Annotated in this window: 14 protein-coding genes; all 14 read right to left on the reverse strand. The window is 41.8% G+C overall.

The genetic code is table 11. The features are described 5' to 3' along the window. Position 1: 1 nt before the first annotated feature. Positions 2 to 895, reverse strand: coding sequence for an alpha/beta hydrolase (locus ASE55_RS16745; protein WP_056222311.1), 894 nt, complete (start codon positions 893 to 895; stop codon positions 2 to 4). A gap of 86 nt (positions 896 to 981) precedes the next feature. Continuing rightward, positions 982 to 2,601, reverse strand: coding sequence for a glycoside hydrolase 43 family protein (locus ASE55_RS16750; protein ID WP_056222313.1), 1,620 nt, complete (start codon positions 2,599 to 2,601; stop codon positions 982 to 984). A 205-nt stretch (positions 2,602 to 2,806) separates the two neighbouring features. Beyond that, complete coding sequence (locus ASE55_RS16755; protein ID WP_056222315.1) at positions 2,807 to 4,525, reverse strand: glycoside hydrolase family 43 protein; 1,719 nt, start codon at positions 4,523 to 4,525, stop codon at positions 2,807 to 2,809. 60 nt (positions 4,526 to 4,585) lie between these two features. Continuing rightward, positions 4,586 to 5,881, reverse strand: coding sequence for an MFS transporter (locus tag ASE55_RS16760; RefSeq protein ID WP_056222318.1), 1,296 nt, complete (start codon positions 5,879 to 5,881; stop codon positions 4,586 to 4,588). Next, positions 5,881 to 6,516 carry a bifunctional 4-hydroxy-2-oxoglutarate aldolase/2-dehydro-3-deoxy-phosphogluconate aldolase gene (locus ASE55_RS16765; RefSeq protein ID WP_056222320.1) on the reverse strand — a complete coding sequence of 212 codons (636 nt, stop codon included), beginning with the start codon at positions 6,514 to 6,516 and terminating at the stop codon, positions 5,881 to 5,883. The genes ASE55_RS16760 and ASE55_RS16765 overlap by 1 nt, the downstream gene beginning before the upstream one ends. Continuing rightward, a complete protein-coding gene (locus ASE55_RS16770) occupies positions 6,513 to 7,514 on the reverse strand; it encodes a sugar kinase (RefSeq protein ID WP_056222323.1) in 1,002 nt (333 codons plus the stop codon). Before ASE55_RS16770 ends, ASE55_RS16765 begins: the two co-directional genes overlap by 4 nt. Before the next feature lie 144 nt (positions 7,515 to 7,658). After that, positions 7,659 to 9,077: a glucuronate isomerase gene (gene uxaC, locus ASE55_RS16775; RefSeq protein WP_056222326.1), complete on the reverse strand. Its 1,419-nt coding sequence runs from the start codon at positions 9,075 to 9,077 to the stop codon at positions 7,659 to 7,661. Positions 9,078 to 9,223: 146 nt separating this feature from the next. Beyond that, positions 9,224 to 10,039: an SDR family oxidoreductase gene (locus tag ASE55_RS16780; protein WP_056222329.1), complete on the reverse strand. Its 816-nt coding sequence runs from the start codon at positions 10,037 to 10,039 to the stop codon at positions 9,224 to 9,226. 79 nt (positions 10,040 to 10,118) lie between these two features. After that, positions 10,119 to 11,294 carry a mannonate dehydratase gene (gene uxuA, locus ASE55_RS16785; protein ID WP_056222331.1) on the reverse strand — a complete coding sequence of 392 codons (1,176 nt, stop codon included), beginning with the start codon at positions 11,292 to 11,294 and terminating at the stop codon, positions 10,119 to 10,121. 80 nt (positions 11,295 to 11,374) lie between these two features. Beyond that, positions 11,375 to 13,315 (reverse strand): RagB/SusD family nutrient uptake outer membrane protein, encoded by a 1,941-nt coding sequence (locus ASE55_RS16790; protein WP_056222334.1) that lies wholly within the window; start codon positions 13,313 to 13,315, stop codon positions 11,375 to 11,377. Positions 13,316 to 13,327: 12 nt separating this feature from the next. Continuing rightward, positions 13,328 to 16,219 carry a SusC/RagA family TonB-linked outer membrane protein gene (locus ASE55_RS16795; protein WP_056222336.1) on the reverse strand — a complete coding sequence of 964 codons (2,892 nt, stop codon included), beginning with the start codon at positions 16,217 to 16,219 and terminating at the stop codon, positions 13,328 to 13,330. Positions 16,220 to 16,314: 95 nt separating this feature from the next. Next, a complete protein-coding gene (gene xylA, locus ASE55_RS16800; RefSeq protein ID WP_056222338.1) occupies positions 16,315 to 17,643 on the reverse strand; it encodes a xylose isomerase in 1,329 nt (442 codons plus the stop codon). 98 nt (positions 17,644 to 17,741) lie between these two features. Beyond that, positions 17,742 to 19,226: a xylulokinase gene (locus ASE55_RS16805; protein ID WP_056222340.1), complete on the reverse strand. Its 1,485-nt coding sequence runs from the start codon at positions 19,224 to 19,226 to the stop codon at positions 17,742 to 17,744. Between the two features lie 17 nt (positions 19,227 to 19,243). Beyond that, the gene (locus tag ASE55_RS16810; protein WP_056222343.1) at positions 19,244 to 19,969 is read right to left on the reverse strand and encodes an NUDIX hydrolase; all 726 of its coding nucleotides are present in this window, start codon (positions 19,967 to 19,969) and stop codon (positions 19,244 to 19,246) included. Positions 19,970 to 20,089: the final 120 nt, after the last annotated feature.

The raw sequence follows: 20,089 nt of genomic DNA on the forward strand, positions 1-20,089 counted from the left end.
ATTAATGCTTTACAGATTCGTCATGATTTCCCACGGTAAACTCAGAAAACTTGCTTTTGTCAACAGGTTTAAACAACAACTGTGAGAAAATATACAGATCGTTTTTCCAGACTTTGAAGTCGTGGCCGCCGGGCTCTACATAGAAAATGTGTGGAATATTATTTTCCGTGAGATAATCGCTTGTCCTTTTGCTAAAAGGCATCAGTCTGTCCTGATCTCCGCAGGAAATCCACAGCAGCTTTAATTCTTTAGCTTCTGACGGATCCGGAAGTAATTGTTGAGGTTCTCTGGTATTGGGAGCAGAAGAAAATCCGCCCACCCAGGCAAATTTGTCTATATTTCCTAATCCGAAATTCAGGGCTTGTCCGCCACCCATTGAGAGTCCGGCAATCGCACGGTTTTCTCTGTCTTTTTTTACTGGATATTTTTTTTCTATAAAAGGAATCAGGTCGTTCAGCAGGTCTTTTTCAAACGCTGCGAAAGCTTCCACCTTATCTTTTGCCATGACATCACCTGTCGCTCTGTCGTCTTTCATTGCCCTGCCGTTAGGTAAAACAACGATCATCGGCTTCACTTTTCCCCGGGCATACAGATTGTCGAGAATAATCTGAGGGTTTCCGTTTTTAAACCATTCTTTTTCGTCTCCGCCAATGCCGTGAAGTAGATACAAAACAGGATATTCATTGCCTTTTTTATAACCTGGAGGTGTATAAATCAGAGCTTTTCTCCTGGTTCCTACCGTTTCTGATTTATATTGTACAGTATCAATTTTCCCGTGTGGAATTTCTTTATTTTGAATGTCAAAACCCTGCGGTGCCTGTTTATCAAAGCTTTGTGCAGAAATAAACATTCCTGATAACACAAAACCTAAAGCGAATACAACTGATTTATTCATAACTTTTTATTTGTATTTTCAATACTTATTAATTGGGATAAAAAAATAACAGTTCATTATTCGTTATTTCATGTCTTAATCGGATTTTATTTTATGATTGAGGAATCTGTTATTCTGAAAAAATCAACATCTATGAAGCCTCCTGTACTTTTTGTGGCGTAATTAAAAACCGCAAATTTAGATCCCATAAATAACCTCCTGTAATCGAAAATCATCTTATATCCTTTTTCCATAACCGTCCAGTTTTTCTGGTCGGTGCTGTAAGAGAAATCTGCCAGGTCTTTTCCAAGATTAAAATCAGCTTCAATACGAAGATAAATTTTATCTGCAGTCAGGGGAATAGGCTTTTTCTCTACTTTTTTAACACTCAAAATGGCTTTTGTCTTGTTATCAAGACTGACTTCATTGGTAGAAAACGTCAAAAATTTCTGACTGCCTTCTTTTATAACTTCGAGCAATCCGGAATCTCCGTTAAACGCACTGAAACCGGTAACATCGCCGTCTTTCATTCCTTTTAAATCCAACGCGACAACAGCACTTGATTTCGGCCCGGTCATTCTTTGCGTCAACGTATTCGGAGCAGCGTAAAGGTTGTCCACCACGCGATTCGTTTTCAGTCTCATAAAACCTTTTCTTTCAGATAATGACCAGGCTTCGTTTACAGGATTATGATTCCACTGCCACTGGATTTTTAATTTTTTATCTGAAAACTCATCACTTTCTACCATATTATTTTTAGGTTTAAAGGGAGGAAGCGGAACTTCACCGTTCAAAGGGACTTTCCCGTTATCACCCAAAACCGGCCAGTCGTTTTCCCATTGTACGGGAATCAAAAGCGGAACGCGCCCCACTCCGCCTCTGTCCTGAAAAATCAGCGAATACCAGTTGCCGTTTTTATCATCGATCAAAGCACCTTGTCCGGCGTAGGAAAATCCTAAAAAGTTATCTTCCAGAATGACTTTTTTCTCGTAAGGCCCGATTACTTTATCGGATCTGTAGACTACCTGACGTCGTTTTTCACCTTTAGGCCAGGAAATCATCATCATATAATATTTGCCATTTCTTTTAATGATCTGATTGCCTTCGAGAAGCCCGGTTTCTGACGAATCTTTCTGAAAAACTACCGTTCCATCGGGATTTCCTATCACATCTTTAAAATCAGGACTTAATTCAAAAACTTTATTGGAAGTGAAAACATAAACCCGGTCGTCATCATCAAAAAACAAGGAAGCATCGTGAAAATGCCTGGCTCTGGTCATTAATTTCCAGTTGCCTTTTTCAGGGTTGTCCGTTACATAAAAATAGGATTTGAAAGGCTCATCATTCGGAGAAAACAGCACGTAATATTTTCCTTTATGATAACGGATCGAAGACGCCCACTGACCGCGGCCGTAAACGGTTCCGTCGATCAAATCATATTTGGAATTGTCATTCAGAGAATTAAAAACATAGCTTGCCATTTCCCAGTGGACAAGATCTCTGGAATGCATTACCGGAGCTCCCGGCATCAGGTGCATGGTGGTACTGATGAGGTAAAAATCATCTCCGTTTCTGGTAATCGATAAGTCCGGCGCATCTGCCCAAATGATGGGATTGGTAAACGGTGTTGCCTGCTTGTTCTGAACAGGATTTACCTGGGCCGAAAGAAGATTCAGCCCGATAAATCCATAAAAAGAAACTATATAAAATGATTTTTTAATTTTCAAAACTTTGCTATTTAATGTCTACGTTATTTTGTTTTAATAATCACTTGATGACACGTTTGGAACGTTGAATTGTTGCAGCCCGACTTGAGCGGAAATCCTTTTTGTTTTTTTTCTAAAAAATAAAAAGATTGAAAGCCCTTCGACAAGCTCAGGATAAACTACGGCGGATTAAGCTGCCATAAATGTTATCATATGATTTTAAAATTTAATCAGGTACAATATCGTTAGCCGAAGTGCTGTACAAACCAATCAGGCTTCCGGTAAATCCACCTGCCACATCGGTAGAAAGAATATCCCCGGAAACCAGGCTACCAAGATTTCTGAAGTTTTTACCATCCAAAGAGTAGCTGAAATTAAGGTCATCTTTTTCACCAACTACCTGTAATTTAATCGTTTTTGAAAGTGCAATTTTTTCACTGGCAATCAGTTTCGATTCTCCTTTTTCAGTTCTTTCCAAAACGATATAATAGTCTTTGTCTTTTTTGGTGATTCCGAAAACATAATTGAATCTTTCGCTTTGATAACAGGTGATTCCTGCTAATTCTTTTTCAGATTTAGGTTTGAAATCAAGCGTAACGGAAGTTTCGAAATCTTCGTGCTGCAATCTGTGGAATAATGCCGAAACCGGAGCCAAAGCTTTGATATTCGTTTCCATAGCATTCACTTTTACGCCATTTTTCGTAGCCGTAATAAAATTTTCACGCGGTCCGCGCATGGCGATCCATCGGAAATCCAGATTTTTATCAGTCAGCTTATCATTGTATGTAAAGTTTCCGTTCGGGAAAAACCCGTTTTGTCCGGTCTGATTTTTTACATCTTCCGGCAATTTTAATTTTGGTTTCATCGGAACCAGCCCGTTTTCAAAAACAGGATATTTTCCACTCCAGTCTACGGGAAGAATGAACGTTTCTCTTCCGTGGTTCACACGTCCTTTTTCGTTGGGGCGGATGGCTAAAAATACACCGTAATATTTTCCATCAGGCGTTTCCACCAAATCGGCATGACCTGCCCAATCCACTTTATCTTTCCTGTCTTTCGGGAAATACCGCTGCGTCAAAATCGGATTATTCTTCGCAGGAACAAACGGACCTTTTGGAGAATCAGCCATAAAAATAACTTCACTGTGATTGCCTCCTGTTCCGCCTTCGGCACACATCAGAAAATATTTACCGTTCTTTTTGTATAAATGCGGACCTTCTATCCAGATCGGTTTCTGGGAAAGATCAACACCGCCGTTTACAATAATTTTATCCGAACCTGCTACTACCTGGTCTTTTTCCAGATCATAATCCCACATTTTGATGACACGGTGACCGTTGTACTGCTCGGTTCCTTTTGGCGGCGCGTCATTGTGAACGATATAGGCTTTTCCGTCATCGTCAAAGAAAATGGCAGGATCGATACCGTCAAAATTCAGTTTTTGAACTTCGCTCCAGCCTTTTGCAGGATCTTTCGTTTTCACGACCATATTTCCGATTCCACCCGCAATTTGTGTGGTGATCATATAAAAAGTGTCGTTGAATTTATTGTATTTTATATCCGGTGCATAGATTCCCTGAGAAACGCCACCTTTTTCAACTTTAAGCTGTGAAGGCCTGTCCAGAACGTGCCCTACCTGCTTCCAGTTCACCAAATCTTTAGAAGTAAAAATCGGAACCCCGGGAAACATTGAAAATGAAGAATTGACAAGGTAATAATCGTCTCCTTTTCTGGTAATGCTCGGATCGGGGTAACAGCCCTGAAGAATTGGAGTGTAAAACTCGTTTTCTTTTAAAGGATTGTTTGTGTATATTTTATCATTTCCACGGTAGGAAAAATCTGAGAAAGTCTGCGCTGAAAAACTGCTTAAGGAAAGCAAAGAAGCCGCCGCTGCTAAAGTGAATTTATTTCTTAAAAAAATCGAGTACATTATTTTCTGTTTCATATATGGATTTTTTATTTTTTTGAAAGTGATCTGGAATTTTATCCGGTATAATGCTAGACTTCATACACTGAGCTTATCATCAGGCTTTATATTCTTCCGGTTCAGGAACCAGATGATTCCCCAGGCGGCAATGTATGATATGCCGGCAATGAAAAATATAATGTTGTATCCTCCGTTGATGTTTCCTGCTTTCTTGAAGGTGTCCAGAACAATTCCGATAAACAGCGGGAAAATAATCCCTGCTGCCGACCCCAGCATTCCGCCAAAACCAATGACAGAACTTACATAATTATTGGGTAATTTATCTCCTACCGTTGTCATCAGATTGGCTCCCCACCCCTGGTGTGCTGCCGTTGCCAAAGCAATGATCATGGTAATGAGCCACACATTGTCTACGTATTTTGAGAACATTACCGGAACCACCATCAATGCAAAAAGCAGCATCGTGAAGCTTCTCGCTCTTCCGATTCCCCAGCCTTTTTTAATTAATAATGAAGACAGGTAACCACCGCCGATACTTCCGATTGTGGTTCCGCTGTAGATAATAATCAGTGGAACAGAAGGTTTGGTCATATCCATTTTAAATACGTCTGAAAAATAAGCCGGAAGCCAGAACATAAAGAAATACCAGATAGGATCAGTCATTATTTTACCTACTGCAAAAGACCAGGTTACTCTGTGCTTTAATATTTCTGACAGCGGAACTTTGGACTGTTCCTGTGTTTTTCCGTCCTGATCACTTTTGATGTACTGTAATTCTTCCTGGCTCAGGTTTTTGGCTTTCTCCGGGATTTTATAGAATCTCCACCAAAGGACAATCCATAATAAACCTAAAGCTCCAATCCAGACGAAGGTTTCCCGCCATCCGTAATGTCCCAGAATATACGGCACAAGCAGCGGTGCCAAAATGGCTCCGACCGTGGCACCGGAGTTGAATATCCCTGTCGCCAGGGCTCTTTCTTTTTTCGGAAACCATTCTGCTACCGATTTTATGGCTGCCGGAAAATTTCCGGCTTCGCTGATTCCGAGTGTACTTCTTGCAATTAAAAATCCAACCGTACTTTTCACGAAACCATGTCCTATCGAAGCTAAACTCCAGACAATCAACGAAACGGCATACCCGATTTTGGTTCCTACCCTGTCGATAAACCTTCCCATCGCAAGATATCCGATTGCATAGGTGGTGGTAAAAGCCATCACGATATAACTGTAGTCTTTTTCGTCCCAGCTGAACTCTTTTTCAAGAACAGGCTTCAGTAATCCCATAACCTGCCGGTCTAGATAATTGATGGTGGTCGCGAGAAAGACCAGAGACAGCATAAACCATCTGATGTTGCGGTTTTTAGGAGCCTGCATTAGTTTTGATTAAGTTGTTGTAGTAAATTCTGAACTTTTTCTGTAAGCTGACCTGCTGTAAAATCTGTTTTGATAAGAGAACTTCCCAAACCGACCGCAATGGCACCGCCTTCTAGCCAGTCTGTAATATCATCAAAATCAGCACTGATGCCTCCGGTCGGCATAAAATTCATCTCCGGGAAAACCGGCTGAATGGATTTTATATAATTTTTACCCAAGGCATCTGCCGGGAAAACCTTCACCAACCGAAGCCCGTTCTGATAAGCTGAATTGACCTCAGAAGGCGTGAAACATCCCGGAATTAAACTGATATTTTTTTCAGCAGCATGTTCTGCAAGTTCTTCGCTGATGACCGGTGTAATAATAAAATCTGCTTTTGCAGCAGCATAATCATCCATTTCTTTTGTATTTTTTACAGTTCCGATCCCTAATAAAAGTCCAGGGAATTCTGTGGAAGAAATTTCTTTCAGCCGGGTAAAGTTTTCCAGTGCCTTGCCTCCACGGTTGGTATACTCGATTATACGGATCCCTCCATCGTACAAAGCTTTTATTGTATTTTTTGAAACTTCAAAAGATTCGTGGTAAAATAGCGGAATGATTTTCTGTTCTTTTATTTTCCGGATGATTGCATTCATAATTCTTCAATATTAATACGGTCATTAATGGTATCGCCTTTTATAAAAAGTTTTCTGAAAGCCACTTTTGTGGCATCTTCTAAAATCTGTTGCAGAGGATTTGTTTTTAAAGTTCCGTGGATGAGTGCTGCCATAAATGCGTCACCGCTGCCTACTCTTTCCTCAATTTTATCCGACCGGTACTGCTGCGAAACCAGAAGTTTTTCATCAGCATATAAGGTTGCAAAATAATTAACTTCCTGCCCGCTCGTGAAGCGGAATGTATTCGCGATCATTTCAACACGGGGATAGATGTTCTGAATTTCTGATGCTGACTGTTCTGCCTGTTTTAAAAGGTTTTTATCATCATAATCTCCATTCAATTCGTATTCAACAGGAATATTCAGGAATTGCTGAACGGACCAGATATTTCCCATCAAGACATTCACAAAAGGCATCAGAGATTTTATTTTATCTGAAGGGTTCCTGCCCTGCCAAAGTGCGGCGCGGTAATTCAGGTCAAGAGAAACCTTGATGTTTCTTGAAGCTGCTTCCTTCATTAACTCCAAACATTTCTGACAGGCATTTTCACTCAAAGCCGGTGTAATGGTGCTGATATGCAGCCATTGTACTTCTGAAAATACCTCATCCAGACTGAAATCATTAAAATCCGACTGTGTAAAAACCGATGGAAAGCGGTCATAAACCACCGATGTATTCTGCATATCACCATCCGAAGAGAGGTAAAAAGTCCCGATTCTGCCGTTATTTTTTTCTGCGAGAATTTCAATTCCTTTATTTCTCAATTGAGACTGCAGTTGGTTTCCCACAAAATTTCCGGGCAAAGCGGAGAGAAGCTTTACCGGGTTTTTCCATTGTGCAAGAGCTGAAGCAACGTTATATTCTGCACCACCCACGAAAACCCTGAGAGCCTGCTCACTGAGCCAGTTTCCATCTGAATCCGGAGCAAAATGGAGAAGGAGCTCCCCGAAGCAAAGTATTTTTTTTGAAGCTGTCATATGGTGTACTGCCTTGTTTCTGTTTTCTCTTTTAAGTCCTGATTGATTCAGTTTACTTTTGTTATCTGCAGGAGTTTTTTAGTAAAGACTCCTGCACGACAACTCCTTTCACTAGATTTATTTCAAACGTTTTTAAAGTGAATTTTAAAAGCCGAAATAATTTTTTGTATTGTGATAGCAGATATCCTGTATGATCCTGCCTATCCATTCTTCATCGTTGGGAAGAAGCCCTTTTTCCATTTCATTGCCGAACATATTGCAAAGCAGCCTTCTGAAATATTCATGTCTTGAAAATGACAGGAAACTTCTGGAGTCGGTCAGCATTCCGATAAAAGTACTGATCAGTCCGAGATTGGAAACGGCATTCATCTGTTTTTCCATACCGTCCAGCTGATCAAGAAACCACCATGCGGCACCGAACTGTATTTTTCCTTTGATCCCTTCTTCATTAAAGTTTCCGGCCATTGTTGCCAGCACTTCGTTAAGGGTAGGGTTAAGGGTGTAAATCACTGATTTAGCCAGCCTGTCTTCAGCATTAAGCGCATCAAACATCACACTCATCCTTTGGGCAAAATAGGATTCGCCAATCGCATCATAGCCTGTATTGGCACCGATCCTGTGAAGCATTCTGGAATTGTTGTTGCGGGTGGCACCTATATGGAACTGCTGAACCCAGCCTTTTGCAGCATACATTTTACAGAGTTGTTTCAGCAGATAGCCGGTTAAGGCTTCAGGATCTGAAAATCCGGTCCTGTCCCCGCTCAGGAATTCCCTGAACTCATGATCTAATGTCGTGTTCCATCTGGTGGTATCAGGAAAAGACTCAAAACCATGATCTGAAATCCGGGCTCCGTGCTCATGAAAATAATTGATTCTTGACTGTAAAGCATCCAACAGATCAGGTGCTGAACTGATGCCGGTGCCCACAGCTTTTTCGAGTTTCCGAATGTTTTTACGGTACGCCTCAGCATCTGTAAAAGCAATGTAGGCATCAGGCCTGAATGCCGGGAATACTCCGGTGGTACAGCCTGATTTTTTTAATGCCTGATGAAATTCCAGACTGTCTGCAGGGTCATCTGTAGTACAAAGTGCCTCTACGTTAAACTGCTGCAGCAATTGCTGCGGACGGAAAGCATCGGACTGTAGCGCATTATTCATTTCGGCATAAACTGTTTCCGAATTTTTCCCGGAAAGGTATTCTGTAATTCCGAACGGATTTTTAAGCTCCAGATGGGTCCAGTGAAACAAGGGATTCCGGAGGGTGTAAGGCACTGTTTCTGCCCATTTCCTGAACTTTTCCTCGTCACCGGCATTTCCGGAGATAAATTTTTCCTCTATTCCGAAATTCCTCATGGCCCTCCATTTGTAATGGTCGCCGTCAAGCCAGATTGCTGTCGGGGAAAGGAAGTGCTCGTTTTTTGAGATAACATCCGGCTCAAGGTGATTGTGATAATCAATAACCGGCATGTCTTTCGCGTACCCGAAATACAGGTTTTCTGCTTTTGATGATTCAAGCAAAAACGATTCTCCGAAAACTTCTTTATTTTTAATGGCGTTCGTCATGATTCAGTTAAAAAAATTAAAGCGTAATGATCTTGATTTTGTTACGGATGTATGCTGGTGTAGGTCAATCGTAAGTCAGTTCTATTTGCAGACAGAAAGTTTTAAACCCTTATTAATCAAGAAAATGACATACAACAACCGTTTAGTTAAACTCCGCTGAAAGCACTGAAGCCTCCGTCTACAGGCAGTAAAGCCCCGGTAATAAAGCTTGCGGCATCAGAACAGAGAAACTGCACGGCACCATTGAGCTCTTCCACTTCCCCGAATCGCTGCATCGGTGTTTTGGCCATAACTTTCCTGCTCCTATCGGTTAAAGAACCGTCAGGGTTCAGCAGAATAGCACGGTTCTGGTCTCCGATAAAAAATCCGGGTGCTACGGCATTCACTCTTATTTTATCTCCGTATTTTAAAGCGACATCCGAAGCAAGCCACTGGGTAAAATTGGTAATGGCCGCTTTTGCTGCAGAATATCCTGCAACGCGGGTAATGGCTGAATAAGCTGCCATGGAAGAAATATTGACGATACTTCCGCTTCCCTGCTCTGCCATAAGTTTCCCAAAAACGTAACTCGGGTAAACGGTACCATTGATGTTGAGGTCGGTAACTTCATTCCAGCCTTCTATTTTCATATCAAAAAACGACTGTTCCGGAGATAAAGTGGCGGCAGGAATATTCCCTCCTGCAATGTTCAGCAGAATATCAATCCTGCCATATTGTTCCTTAATTTTTTCTGCGGCTTTTTCAAGGCTCTGAATATCCATTACATTGGCTTCTACGGCCAGGGCTTCCCCTCCGAGATCTTTCAGTTCTTTTACCCTGCTGTCCAGCGTTTCCTGGTTTCTTCCTAAAGCAACAACCGTGGCTCCGGCTTCTGTAAAACTCTTTGCCAGGCTTCCTCCCAAAACGCCGGATGCACCTGTAATGACGGCTACTTTATCTTTTATGCTGAATATTTCGTTCATGATTTATAATTGATCAATGATAATAAATCCCGCAGGTAATACCTGCGGCTATTGTTGTTGAGCCCTTCGGGTTCTGATGTTACTGTTTTGACATTTCGTTTTGTACAGCTGCCATGACGCCTTCAATCTGTCCTAAAGCGAGCATTCTTCCCAAAAATGAATATCCGGGATGGTATCCCTTGTCGATATCGTCCGTTAAAAGTCTTCCGTGGTCCACTCTCATGGGCAGTGACGGGTTTTCTTTTTCAAATACACGGATCACCTCAATAAGCTGCCCTCTGCCGGATAAATGCATCGCTTCGATAAAATCTCCGTTTTCAAAGACATTGGTGCTTCTTAAATGGACAAATTTTGTTCTTGAAGCATATTTCTTAGCGAGTTCCGGCACATTATTATGAAGACCGGCGCTCAGTGAGCCTGCACAAAACGTGAGTCCGTTATGCGGATTATCAACGGCACTTAAAAACCAGTCGATATCTTCTTCACAGGTCACAATTCTTGGCAGTCCCAGCAGTGAAAACGGCGGATCGTCCGGGTGTACACACATCTGGATGTCCCACTGTTCGCATACCGGCATAATTTTTTCCAGAAAGTATTTCATGTTCCGGCGGAGCTGGTCTTTATCGATCCCGTCATACAGAGCCAGTAAACTTTTAAATTTAGCTACTGGATGCTCATCTCCTTCTTTGATATTCCCATTAACAAATCCCTGGGTTTTAACGATAATGGAATCAATAAGATCCTGCTCTGCTTCTTCGGTAATGGTGTTTTTTAAGGCTTCTACTTTGGTAAGAACAGCTTCATTATAATCTTTTTCTGCTCCTTCTCTTTTCAGGATGTGGATTTCGAAATAGGCAAATTTTGCCTTATCAAAATAAAGCGACGAAGCGCCGTCTTCCCACTGATAATACAGATCGGTACGCGCCCAGTCCAGTACCGGCATAAAATTGTAACATACGGTTGTAACGCCTGCTTTCCCTAAATTTTCCAGGCTCTGAATATAATTTTCTATTAAAGAGTCCCGGTCTTCACCGCCGTACTTGATTGCTTCGCTTACGGGAAGGCTTTCCACTACCGACCAGCGAAGACCGTGACTTTCTATGTATTTTTTATATTCAGTAATGGCTTCTGAAGGCCACACCTGTCCGTTTGGGATATCATGAAGGGCAGAAACAATACCTTCAACACCAATCTGGCGTAGCATATCCAACTGTATTTTATCTTTTTTACCGAACCAACGCCATGTTTTTTCCATAATCTAAAATGTTTCATTAAACAAAGCAGGTGCCTGTGACACCTACTTTGTGTTGATATGAATATAAATGTGTTTTAAATTTAATATCCCGGATTCTGATATTTGGCTTTGATATCTGCAGAAACTTCCATTGCATCCAGCTGTGCCTGAGGAATTGGTCTCAGATAATGGAATTTCTGAATATTACGGGATACCGTCTGAGGGGTATGGGCTCCATAAGAAGCTCCGCCGATCTGATAAGTTGCTGCATATTCTGCCCACTTCTGGGTACGTACCAGATCGTACCATCTGTAAAATTCTCCATAGTACTCTCTTGATCTTTCTGCAAGGATATAATCAATGGTAATGGCTGCCGGCGTAGCTGCAGTCATGGCTGCACTGTTATCTGCTATATAGGTTACATTCTGAGCATTATTGAATTTCCATTTTCCGGCTCTTGCACGGATAACGTTGATTAAATCTCTGGCTGTCATAGTTCCTGAAGCTCCTTTTACGGCTGCTTCTGCGGCAATGAAATAAAACTCAGAAAACTTAGCTACATTAAAAGGTCTTGTTAAACCGGCATTCGGATAGCCTAATCCGTTCGGATCATCAGTACGGTAAGTCCCGATTTTCCACAGACCCGGATATACAATCCTGCTGATCCCATTGGGAGCAACTACCCAGTCTGCCCTCCCCGGTAAAGTTCCGGCTCCTACTCCGTTCTGCCCTGAGCCTGACGGATATGCAGGTGTCTGGGTATCGTCATTCAGGAATGTAAGGATAGCTCCTCCCGGTTGTACCGGCAGACTGTTGGCATTGTATAATACGGCATTGGAAACCCCTGCTTTATCCCAATTTCCTCTATAAGTTGTTACAAACGTCCCGTCATATCTTGAGTCATTGGTTTTATCTGCAAATGTATTTTTAATGACTCCGATTGTGGGAGCCATCCGTACCCAAGGGCGTCCCAGAGATTGTGTTGCTGCACGCTGTACAGAACTTATTCCTGCAAATGATGAGGCGGAAGTACTGCTTCTTATGGCAGTATAGTTCCAGGTCTGCATCCAGGCTGCAAAATTATCCGGTGACCATCCGGAACCGAATCCTACAGGGTCACTTTCATTATAGAATGCACTTGCCTGCGTGTGATCTGCATATAACATACATTCGCTGTTACGATCATTAGGCCCTGCATTAACATCATAAAAAGTAGGCTGTAAACTGTAAGGAGCCGGAGAACTGATACCGGCCATGGCTATATCATAGGCCTGCTGGAAATACCATTGCGCGTTATGCCCGTCAGGATCTGTTCTGGGTGCTTCAGGATAGGTTGGGATACTGTTTGGATTTTCCAGCCACCATCCATAAGTAAGATAAGCTTTGGCTAAGAACAGTCTTGCTACATTTTTAGTCACTCCTCCTGTTACCCTTGGAGAAACCGGTAAATTATCAACTGCTTTTTTAAGGTCAGGAAATACGGCTTTTGTATATACTTCCGGAACTGTATTTCTTACAGAAGTAGTTGCTGCAGATGTATTGAAAGCAAGCTCTCCCGAACCCAGATCCAAAGGTACTCCTCCATAGGTCTGTGCCAGCATAAAATAATTAAATCCCCTGAAAAATCTGGCTTCTGAAATGAGAGATTCAGCAATTCCAAAATTCGGTCCTTTTTCTATAATCCCATTGGCTGTATTAATATAGGGGAAAACAGCTCCCCAAACCATGCCTGTAGGAAAAGTGGCAGAATTGATATTTCCGTTTCCGGACATATCCAGATCCCTGAAATTTCCGTCTGCACTTTGTGCCCAGGTAGACTCATCCGTACCAGTCTGGCAGTTACTCATAAAGTATCCGTTTCCATACAACAGCCTTAAATTCCTGTATAATGAAGTAAGACCCTGACTCACTCCCTGTTCGGTATTAAAATACTCAACAGTATAATTTGATCTCGGCTCTTCGTCTAATATTTCATTACATCCTGTGAATGTTAATGATAGAAAGATGGCTCCTAATACCAATTTTTTATTGAAATGTATCATGATTGTAGAATGTTAAAAAGTTAAATTAAGTCCCATTAAATAATTTCTTGTGGAAGGATTATTTGTTCCTATAATCAGTTGGCGTGCCTGATATCCGCTTACTGCCTGATTCTGGTTACCTACAGAGTTAGGTTCCGGATCCATTCCTGATAATTTATGATATGCAGAGAACAATACTACAGGGTTGGTCACCGTGAAATAAATTCTAAAGCTATTGATTTTCAAATCTTTTAAGAATTCCTTATTTACGTTATACCCCAAAGTAATGGTACGCAATTTCAGGTATGAAGCATCAAACATAGCTAAGGTGGAAGAATATTTAGGATTATCACCACTTAAATGGCGGCCCGGGCGTGGGAAATATGCATCTGTATTATCTTCAGTCCAGTAATCTACATCTACGTTGTTACCTCTGCCTGTCAGTCTGTTAAGATAACTTGCGGAACCATATAGTGAGCTGATCAGTATGCCCCCATGCTGAAATGCTCCAACAGTGCTTAAGTCAAAGTTTTTGTATGCGAAACGCATATTGAATCCTCCCTGAAATTTAGGAGCCGTATCAAAGATCTGTCTGTCTGCAGGACCTATCGCACGGACCGGTGTACCATCTGCATTATATCCTCCTGTATATAATACTTTTATAGAACCTATTACGTCAGCTGGTGTTCCCGGCTCAAGGATATTTTGGTAAGGGTCACCTGCCTGCCAGAGTCCGATATATTGATAATCGTAAATAGCATTGATATTATGTCCGACAAACCATAAATTATTTTCATCTTTCTCAGTTCCTGAGGCCAGTGAAAGGATTTTGTTTTTATTGGTGTAAAAATTTACGCCTGCTTCCCATGTAAACCCATCTGGATTATCGAAAATAATACCGTTTAAGGAAAATTCTACTCCTTTATTCTCAGATTCAGCAACATTTGCGGTCTGAGATCCAATACCTGATGAGATAGGAAGCGACTTTCTGGTTAAAAGATCTACTGTATGGGTACGGTAGTATTCGGCACTTCCGGTAAGCCTGTTACTGAAAAATGCAAAGTCCAAACCATAATTCTGTGTTTTAGAATATTCCCAGCCAAGATTGGTATTCGGTGCTTCAGTTACGTAAACACCTGTGCTATTTGTATTGCCAAAATTATACGGTACAACTCCCAGTCTACCCAATGTAGAATATTCAGCAACTGCCTGATTGGAGGTCTGCCCCCAGCCTGCTCTCAGCTTTAAAAGATTAATGAATTTTACATTTTGCATGAAAGATTCATTGGTAATATTCCATCCTAAGGATATTGCAGGATAAGTATGCCATTTATTTCCGGGAGCCAGCCTTGAAGAACCGTCTGCACGCAAAGTAGCCGTTAACATATACTTATTGTCAAAAGTATACATCACTCTTCCCATAGCGGAAAGAAGGCCGTTCTGGATATACTGCTGATCTTCAGGTTTCACAGAAATATCTGCCTGAGGAGCCTGTCCCAGATTATAATACTGAAAAAAGTCGGCCGGAACATTTCTTGCGCTCATATAAGAACTGACAAACCTGTTTCCTTCTGCTGAATATAATCCTACAGCATTGATTTTATGCTTCCCAAATGTACGGTCATACGTTAAAAGGTTTTCCAATACCCAGTGATAGGTCTGGTTGTTTCCTTTACCGGCAGATGAGGGACCTAATGGATTGGTATTAAATACACCTACTCCTGCATAATTCCCGCTGTTGGATGTGCGGTAATCCAACCCGACATTTAACCTGTATTTAAGGCCATTTATAATGCTAAGCTCACCGTACATATTATTATAAGATGCAAAAGATTTGCTTTCGTCAATATATTTGTCTCCTAAGCTGTTTATCCCTTCGCGTGTATAAATCCAGGTTTGATCTATCCCTCCTGCTGTCGTCATGGTTCTTTTCAGACTTCCGTCAGCATTATAAGGATTTGCCAATGGTGAGTATCCTAAAATAGCTCCGGGATTCAAACCGTTTCCATCTGATACAGAATAATTCGTGTTGGTTGTAAAACCAAATTTGAATACTTTACCTATTTGCTGGTCAATAGCCATCCTTAAAGCAAACCTTTCATAGCTCTGGATCGGGATTAATGCATCCTGCTTGAAGTAAGAAAGTCCTACATTATAGTTTCCGCCTTCCGTACCGGCTGAAATTCCAACATCATGACTCGTCATCATTGCCGGTTTGTAATATAAATCCTGCCAGTCTGTATTTATGTTATTGCTTTCATCTACCCCATTGTTATATAATGGTGTAGTGGTACCAGCCGGAACAGCATACGCCCTAAGTCTGGCAAATTTCTCTCCGTCCATCATAGGATATCGGGAAAAGAGTGTCTGCACTCCGGTAAAAGTATTATAGGTAAATCTTGCTTTCTGTCCTTTTGAACCTCGGTTGGTTGTTACCAGGATCACTCCGTTTGCTCCTCTGGAACCGTAGATTGCCGTTGCAGAAGCATCTTTAAGGATATCAAGACTTTTAATGTCACTTGAGCTTATGTCGCTCAGTGATCCAGCGAACGGAATACCATCAAGCACAACAAGGGGATCATTGCTTCCGGTTAATGATCTCGTTCCACGGATACGGATCTGCATGGCAGCTCCCGGTTTTGTGGAGGTCTGGGTAATATCTACACCTGCTGCCCTGCCCTGCAGAGCCTGCGTAATGTTTGCCGAAGGTACTTCACGCAGCATGTCTCCTTTTACGGTAGCTACGGAACCCGTTACAGATTCTTTTCTCTGGGTACCATATCCAATAACAACCACTTCATCGATCTTCTTCTCTTTTGTTACCGTATCTTTTTTAACCTGGGAATAAGCCATGCCCGAAGGCAATAAAGCCATGGCAAAGAATATTGCAGCCTTATTGGTTTTAGCAAAATGAAATCGGTTCATAATTATTATTTTTAAATATTAGGATTGAATAAAAAAGGCTGTTAATAATTACATTGTAAAATCCTCAGTGTTTATTCTGCAGCCTTTTTATTGTATTAGATATACATGTTTACGATAGCTTCGAACAGTTCCTGTTTTCCGCTTTTTGGCTGAGGCTCACCGATTTCATGTGCTATTTTCCGAAGATCCTCGAGGGAAAGGGTGCCTTCTTCAAATGCTTTTCCGTTTCCGCTGTCAAAAGAGGCATAACGGTCTGTTCTCAGTTTTTTATAATCTGAATGCTCAAGAATATCTGCTGCTGCCAGAAGGCCTTTTGCAAATACATCCATTCCGGAGATATGAGAGATGAATAAATCTTCAGGATCAATAGAATTCCTTCTGATTTTGGCATCAAAATTAACACCGCCTGTTCCCAGGCCTCCTGCAGGAAGAAGAACCAGCCACGCCTGAACCATGTCATAGTAATCTACCGGGAACTGGTCTGTATCCCATCCGTTCTGGTGGTCTCCCCTGTTCGCATCAATGCTTCCCAATAACCCTGCGTCTACGGCTACCTGAAGCTCATGTTCAAAAGTATGGCCTGCCAGTGTTGCATGGTTTACTTCAATATTAAGTTTAAAATCTTTATCCAGTCCGTAATGTCTCAGGAACCCGATTACCGTTTCAGAATCATAATCATACTGATGTTTGGTAGGCTCCATCGGTTTAGGCTCAATCAGGAAAGTTCCTTTGAAACCCTGCTGGCGGGCGTAATCCCTGGACATGGAAAGGAAGCGAGCCAGATGGTCTTTTTCACGTTTCATATCGGTGTTCAGAAGGCTCATATACCCTTCTCTGCCTCCCCAGAATACATAGTTCTCACCTCCCAATGCAATGGTTGCGTCAATAGAATTCTTAACCTGGGTACCGGCGCATGCCAGTACGTCAAAGTTCGGGTTTGTGGAAGCTCCGTTCATGTATCTTTCGTGGGTGAATACATTGGCTGTACCCCATAAAAGCTTAATTCCCGTTTCTGCCTGTTTCTGTTTTGCATATTCTACAACAGCCTGAAGGTTTTTCTCATACGCTTTCCAGTTGTCAGCAGGCTCTACCAGATCAATATCGTGGAAACAGTAATATCCGAAGCCCATTTTAGACATAAACTCGAAACCGGCATCCAACTTGTGCATGGCTCTGGTCACAGCATCATTTCCGGTATCCCAAGGGTGATGGATGGTAGGTCCGCCGAAAGGATCACTTCCGTCTGCGCATAAGGTATGCCACCAGGCCATTGCAAAACGGGTCCATTCTTTCATCGGTTTTCCCATGATGATTTTTTCTGCATCGTAATAGCGGAAGGCCATCGGGTTTCTGCTTTCTTTTCCTTCAAACTGAATTTTTTCAATACCTGTAAAAAACTCTTTTGTACCTGTTAAAGTGTTCATATTGATTTATTTATTTTTTAAAATTTTGTGTAAAAATCCCCTGCTCACCGGTGTAAAACAGCCGGTAAGTGCAATGGAAGAATTCCGTTGTTGTTCGTTTAGATGATTTCCTTAAGATGGTTTTTCCATCTTGAATAGGCTTCTATATACTGTTCCTGTTTTTCATGTTCAGGTTCTATCACTGCTATTTTTTCAAGGGAAGCGAAGGCTTCTTTAGAATCTGCATAAAAACCGATTCCCATCCCTGCTGCTCTTGCTGCACCCACAGCTCCGTCGGTATCATAAAGTTCGATAACCGCATTGCTTACACTGGAAAGCGACTGGCGGAAGATGGAGCTCAGAAACATATTGGCGTTCCCGGCCCGGATCACCTGGATATCCATCCCGATATTCCTCATGACATTCATTCCGTATTCATAGGAAAAAACAATTCCTTCCTGCGCGGCACGCAGAATATCCCCTTTTGAATGGATGTTAAAATTAATCCCGTGGATTGAACAGTTGGTTTCTTTATTCTCCAGAACCCTTTCCGCCCCGTTTCCGAAAGGCACGATGCTCAGCCCTTTGGAACCGATCGGTGACAATGAAGCCAGTTCGTTCATATCCCCGTAAGAAGACAGTGACGTAGCAAAATTATGTTTCAGCCACGAGTTTAAAATCCCTGTCCCGTTGATGCAGAGCAGAACGCCTAACCTGATCTGTTCGGGAGTGTGATTCACGTGGGCAAACGTATTTACCCTGGATAATTTATCATATTCAAGCTGATCCAGTACGCCGTACACAACGCCTGAAGTACCTGCTGTAGAAGCAATTTCCCCGGGATTGAATACATTCAGGGAAAGCGCATTGTTCGGCTGGTCTCCTGCCCGGTAAGAAATCGGTGTCCCCTCTTTTAAGCCTAATTCATGAGCAGCAGCGGCCGAAACGGTCGACTGGATTCCGAAGGTGGGTATAATTTCCGGGAAAAAACTCTTCGGGATCCCGTAATAGCTGATTACATCTTCTGAGATACAGTTATTTTTAAAATCCCAGAAAATCCCTTCAGACAAACCTTCAATTGTCATCCCGATGTGACCGGAAAGCCTCATGGCAATATAATCTCCCGGCAGCATGATCTTATCGATCTTATTAAAAATTTCCGGCTCATTTTCTTTTACCCATGCCAGTTTGGAAGCGGTAAAGTTTCCCGGGGAGTTCAGCAGATGGGACAGGCATTTTTCTTCTCCGATGGTTTTGAAGGCCTGCTCACCGTAAGGAACCGCACGGCTGTCACACCAGATAATGGAAGGCCTCAGCAGATTCTGATCTTTATCTACCAGGATAAGGCCGTGCATCTGCCAGGTAATGCCGATCCCCTTGATATCTTCAGGATGTACCCCGGACTCATGCATAACAGCTTCATGGGCAAGTTTTAGATTGGTCCACCAGTCTGCCGGATTCTGTTCCGCCCATCCCGGGTTCACAGCCGTGATTTTCATTTCCTTTTTAGGAGAAAATTCTGAAGCAACCACTTTGCCGCTGGATGCCTCAATGAGACACACTTTCACGGAAGAACTGCCAATGTCATAGCCTAGTAAGTACATAATTTAAAAAAGGGGTATTATTTTATTAATTTAGTGTTGTTTTTTTTGTAGACTTTGGCGTCGAACTTATAATATCTTGCAGCCCGGTGCGAAACATTTTTTTCTATTTCATCCAAAGGGACAATGTAATTGAATGAGGATATCTTTTTATGAAAGTTTTTAATATCAATGTGCTTTTCACTTAATGCCGTGTAAAGCTGGTACAGCTGCCTGATGGTAAATCTTTTCGGCAGCAGCTCGAAAATAATGGTAAAATCAGATTCTATCCATTTTCTGATCTCCACAAGAGACTCGCTGATGATCTTGTTATGGTCAAAAGGCAGTGTAGGAACCTCATCAATTGGGAACCAGTCTACCGTATCATATTTCGTGCTGTTGATCTTATGGTCAATCTTGCAGAGCGAAAGGTAAGCTACGGTAATGATCCTGTCAATATCATGCTTATATTCCTCGCCCATCCATTTGATGTCATGCTCACTGGTAGCGCGTGCCGGATCTGCAAAGCATTTGAACTGTTTAAGAACCATTTTCTTAATGCCTGTAAGTTCATGAAGCACCCTTTGTGCGGCATCATCAACATCCTCATCACTGAAAATAAGGCTGCCCGGCAGTTTTCTCTGACGTTCCAAAGGAACATCCTCTACATGTCGCTGAACCAGTAAAATGTTCAGCCTGTTTTCGTAATCAAATCCGAACACAACACAATCGACAGATACATACGTATGAATAAAATCAGGGCTCATTTAAAATGTTAACATTTATGTAACATCACAAATATAAAAATTCAATTGAATAAAAAAAATAAAATTACTACTATGAACTACATATCAATAATTTACATATCTATTTTTAATGATAAGTAT

The organism is Chryseobacterium sp. Leaf201 (assembly GCF_001421435.1).
Taxonomy (GTDB): Bacteria; Bacteroidota; Bacteroidia; order Flavobacteriales; family Weeksellaceae; genus Chryseobacterium.

Bases quoted from the DNA above. Each gene is read 5' to 3' on its own strand.
- ASE55_RS16745 (WP_056222311.1), bottom strand. From the start codon at position 895: ATGAATAAATCAGTTGTATTCGCTTTAGGTTTTGTGTTATCAGGAATG.
- ASE55_RS16755 (WP_056222315.1), bottom strand. From the start codon at position 4,525: ATGAAACAGAAAATAATGTACTCGATTTTTTTAAGAAATAAATTCACT.
- ASE55_RS16760 (WP_056222318.1), bottom strand. From the start codon at position 5,881: ATGCAGGCTCCTAAAAACCGCAACATCAGATGGTTTATGCTGTCTCTG.
- ASE55_RS16765 (WP_056222320.1), bottom strand. From the start codon at position 6,516: ATGAATGCAATCATCCGGAAAATAAAAGAACAGAAAATCATTCCGCTA.
- ASE55_RS16770 (WP_056222323.1), bottom strand. From the start codon at position 7,514: ATGACAGCTTCAAAAAAAATACTTTGCTTCGGGGAGCTCCTTCTCCAT.
- uxaC (WP_056222326.1), bottom strand. From the start codon at position 9,077: ATGACGAACGCCATTAAAAATAAAGAAGTTTTCGGAGAATCGTTTTTG.
- ASE55_RS16780 (WP_056222329.1), bottom strand. From the start codon at position 10,039: ATGAACGAAATATTCAGCATAAAAGATAAAGTAGCCGTCATTACAGGT.
- uxuA (WP_056222331.1), bottom strand. From the start codon at position 11,294: ATGGAAAAAACATGGCGTTGGTTCGGTAAAAAAGATAAAATACAGTTG.
- ASE55_RS16790 (WP_056222334.1), bottom strand. From the start codon at position 13,315: ATGATACATTTCAATAAAAAATTGGTATTAGGAGCCATCTTTCTATCA.
- ASE55_RS16795 (WP_056222336.1), bottom strand. From the start codon at position 16,219: ATGAACCGATTTCATTTTGCTAAAACCAATAAGGCTGCAATATTCTTT.
- xylA (WP_056222338.1), bottom strand. From the start codon at position 17,643: ATGAACACTTTAACAGGTACAAAAGAGTTTTTTACAGGTATTGAAAAA.
- ASE55_RS16805 (WP_056222340.1), bottom strand. From the start codon at position 19,226: ATGTACTTACTAGGCTATGACATTGGCAGTTCTTCCGTGAAAGTGTGT.
- ASE55_RS16810 (WP_056222343.1), bottom strand. From the start codon at position 19,969: ATGAGCCCTGATTTTATTCATACGTATGTATCTGTCGATTGTGTTGTG.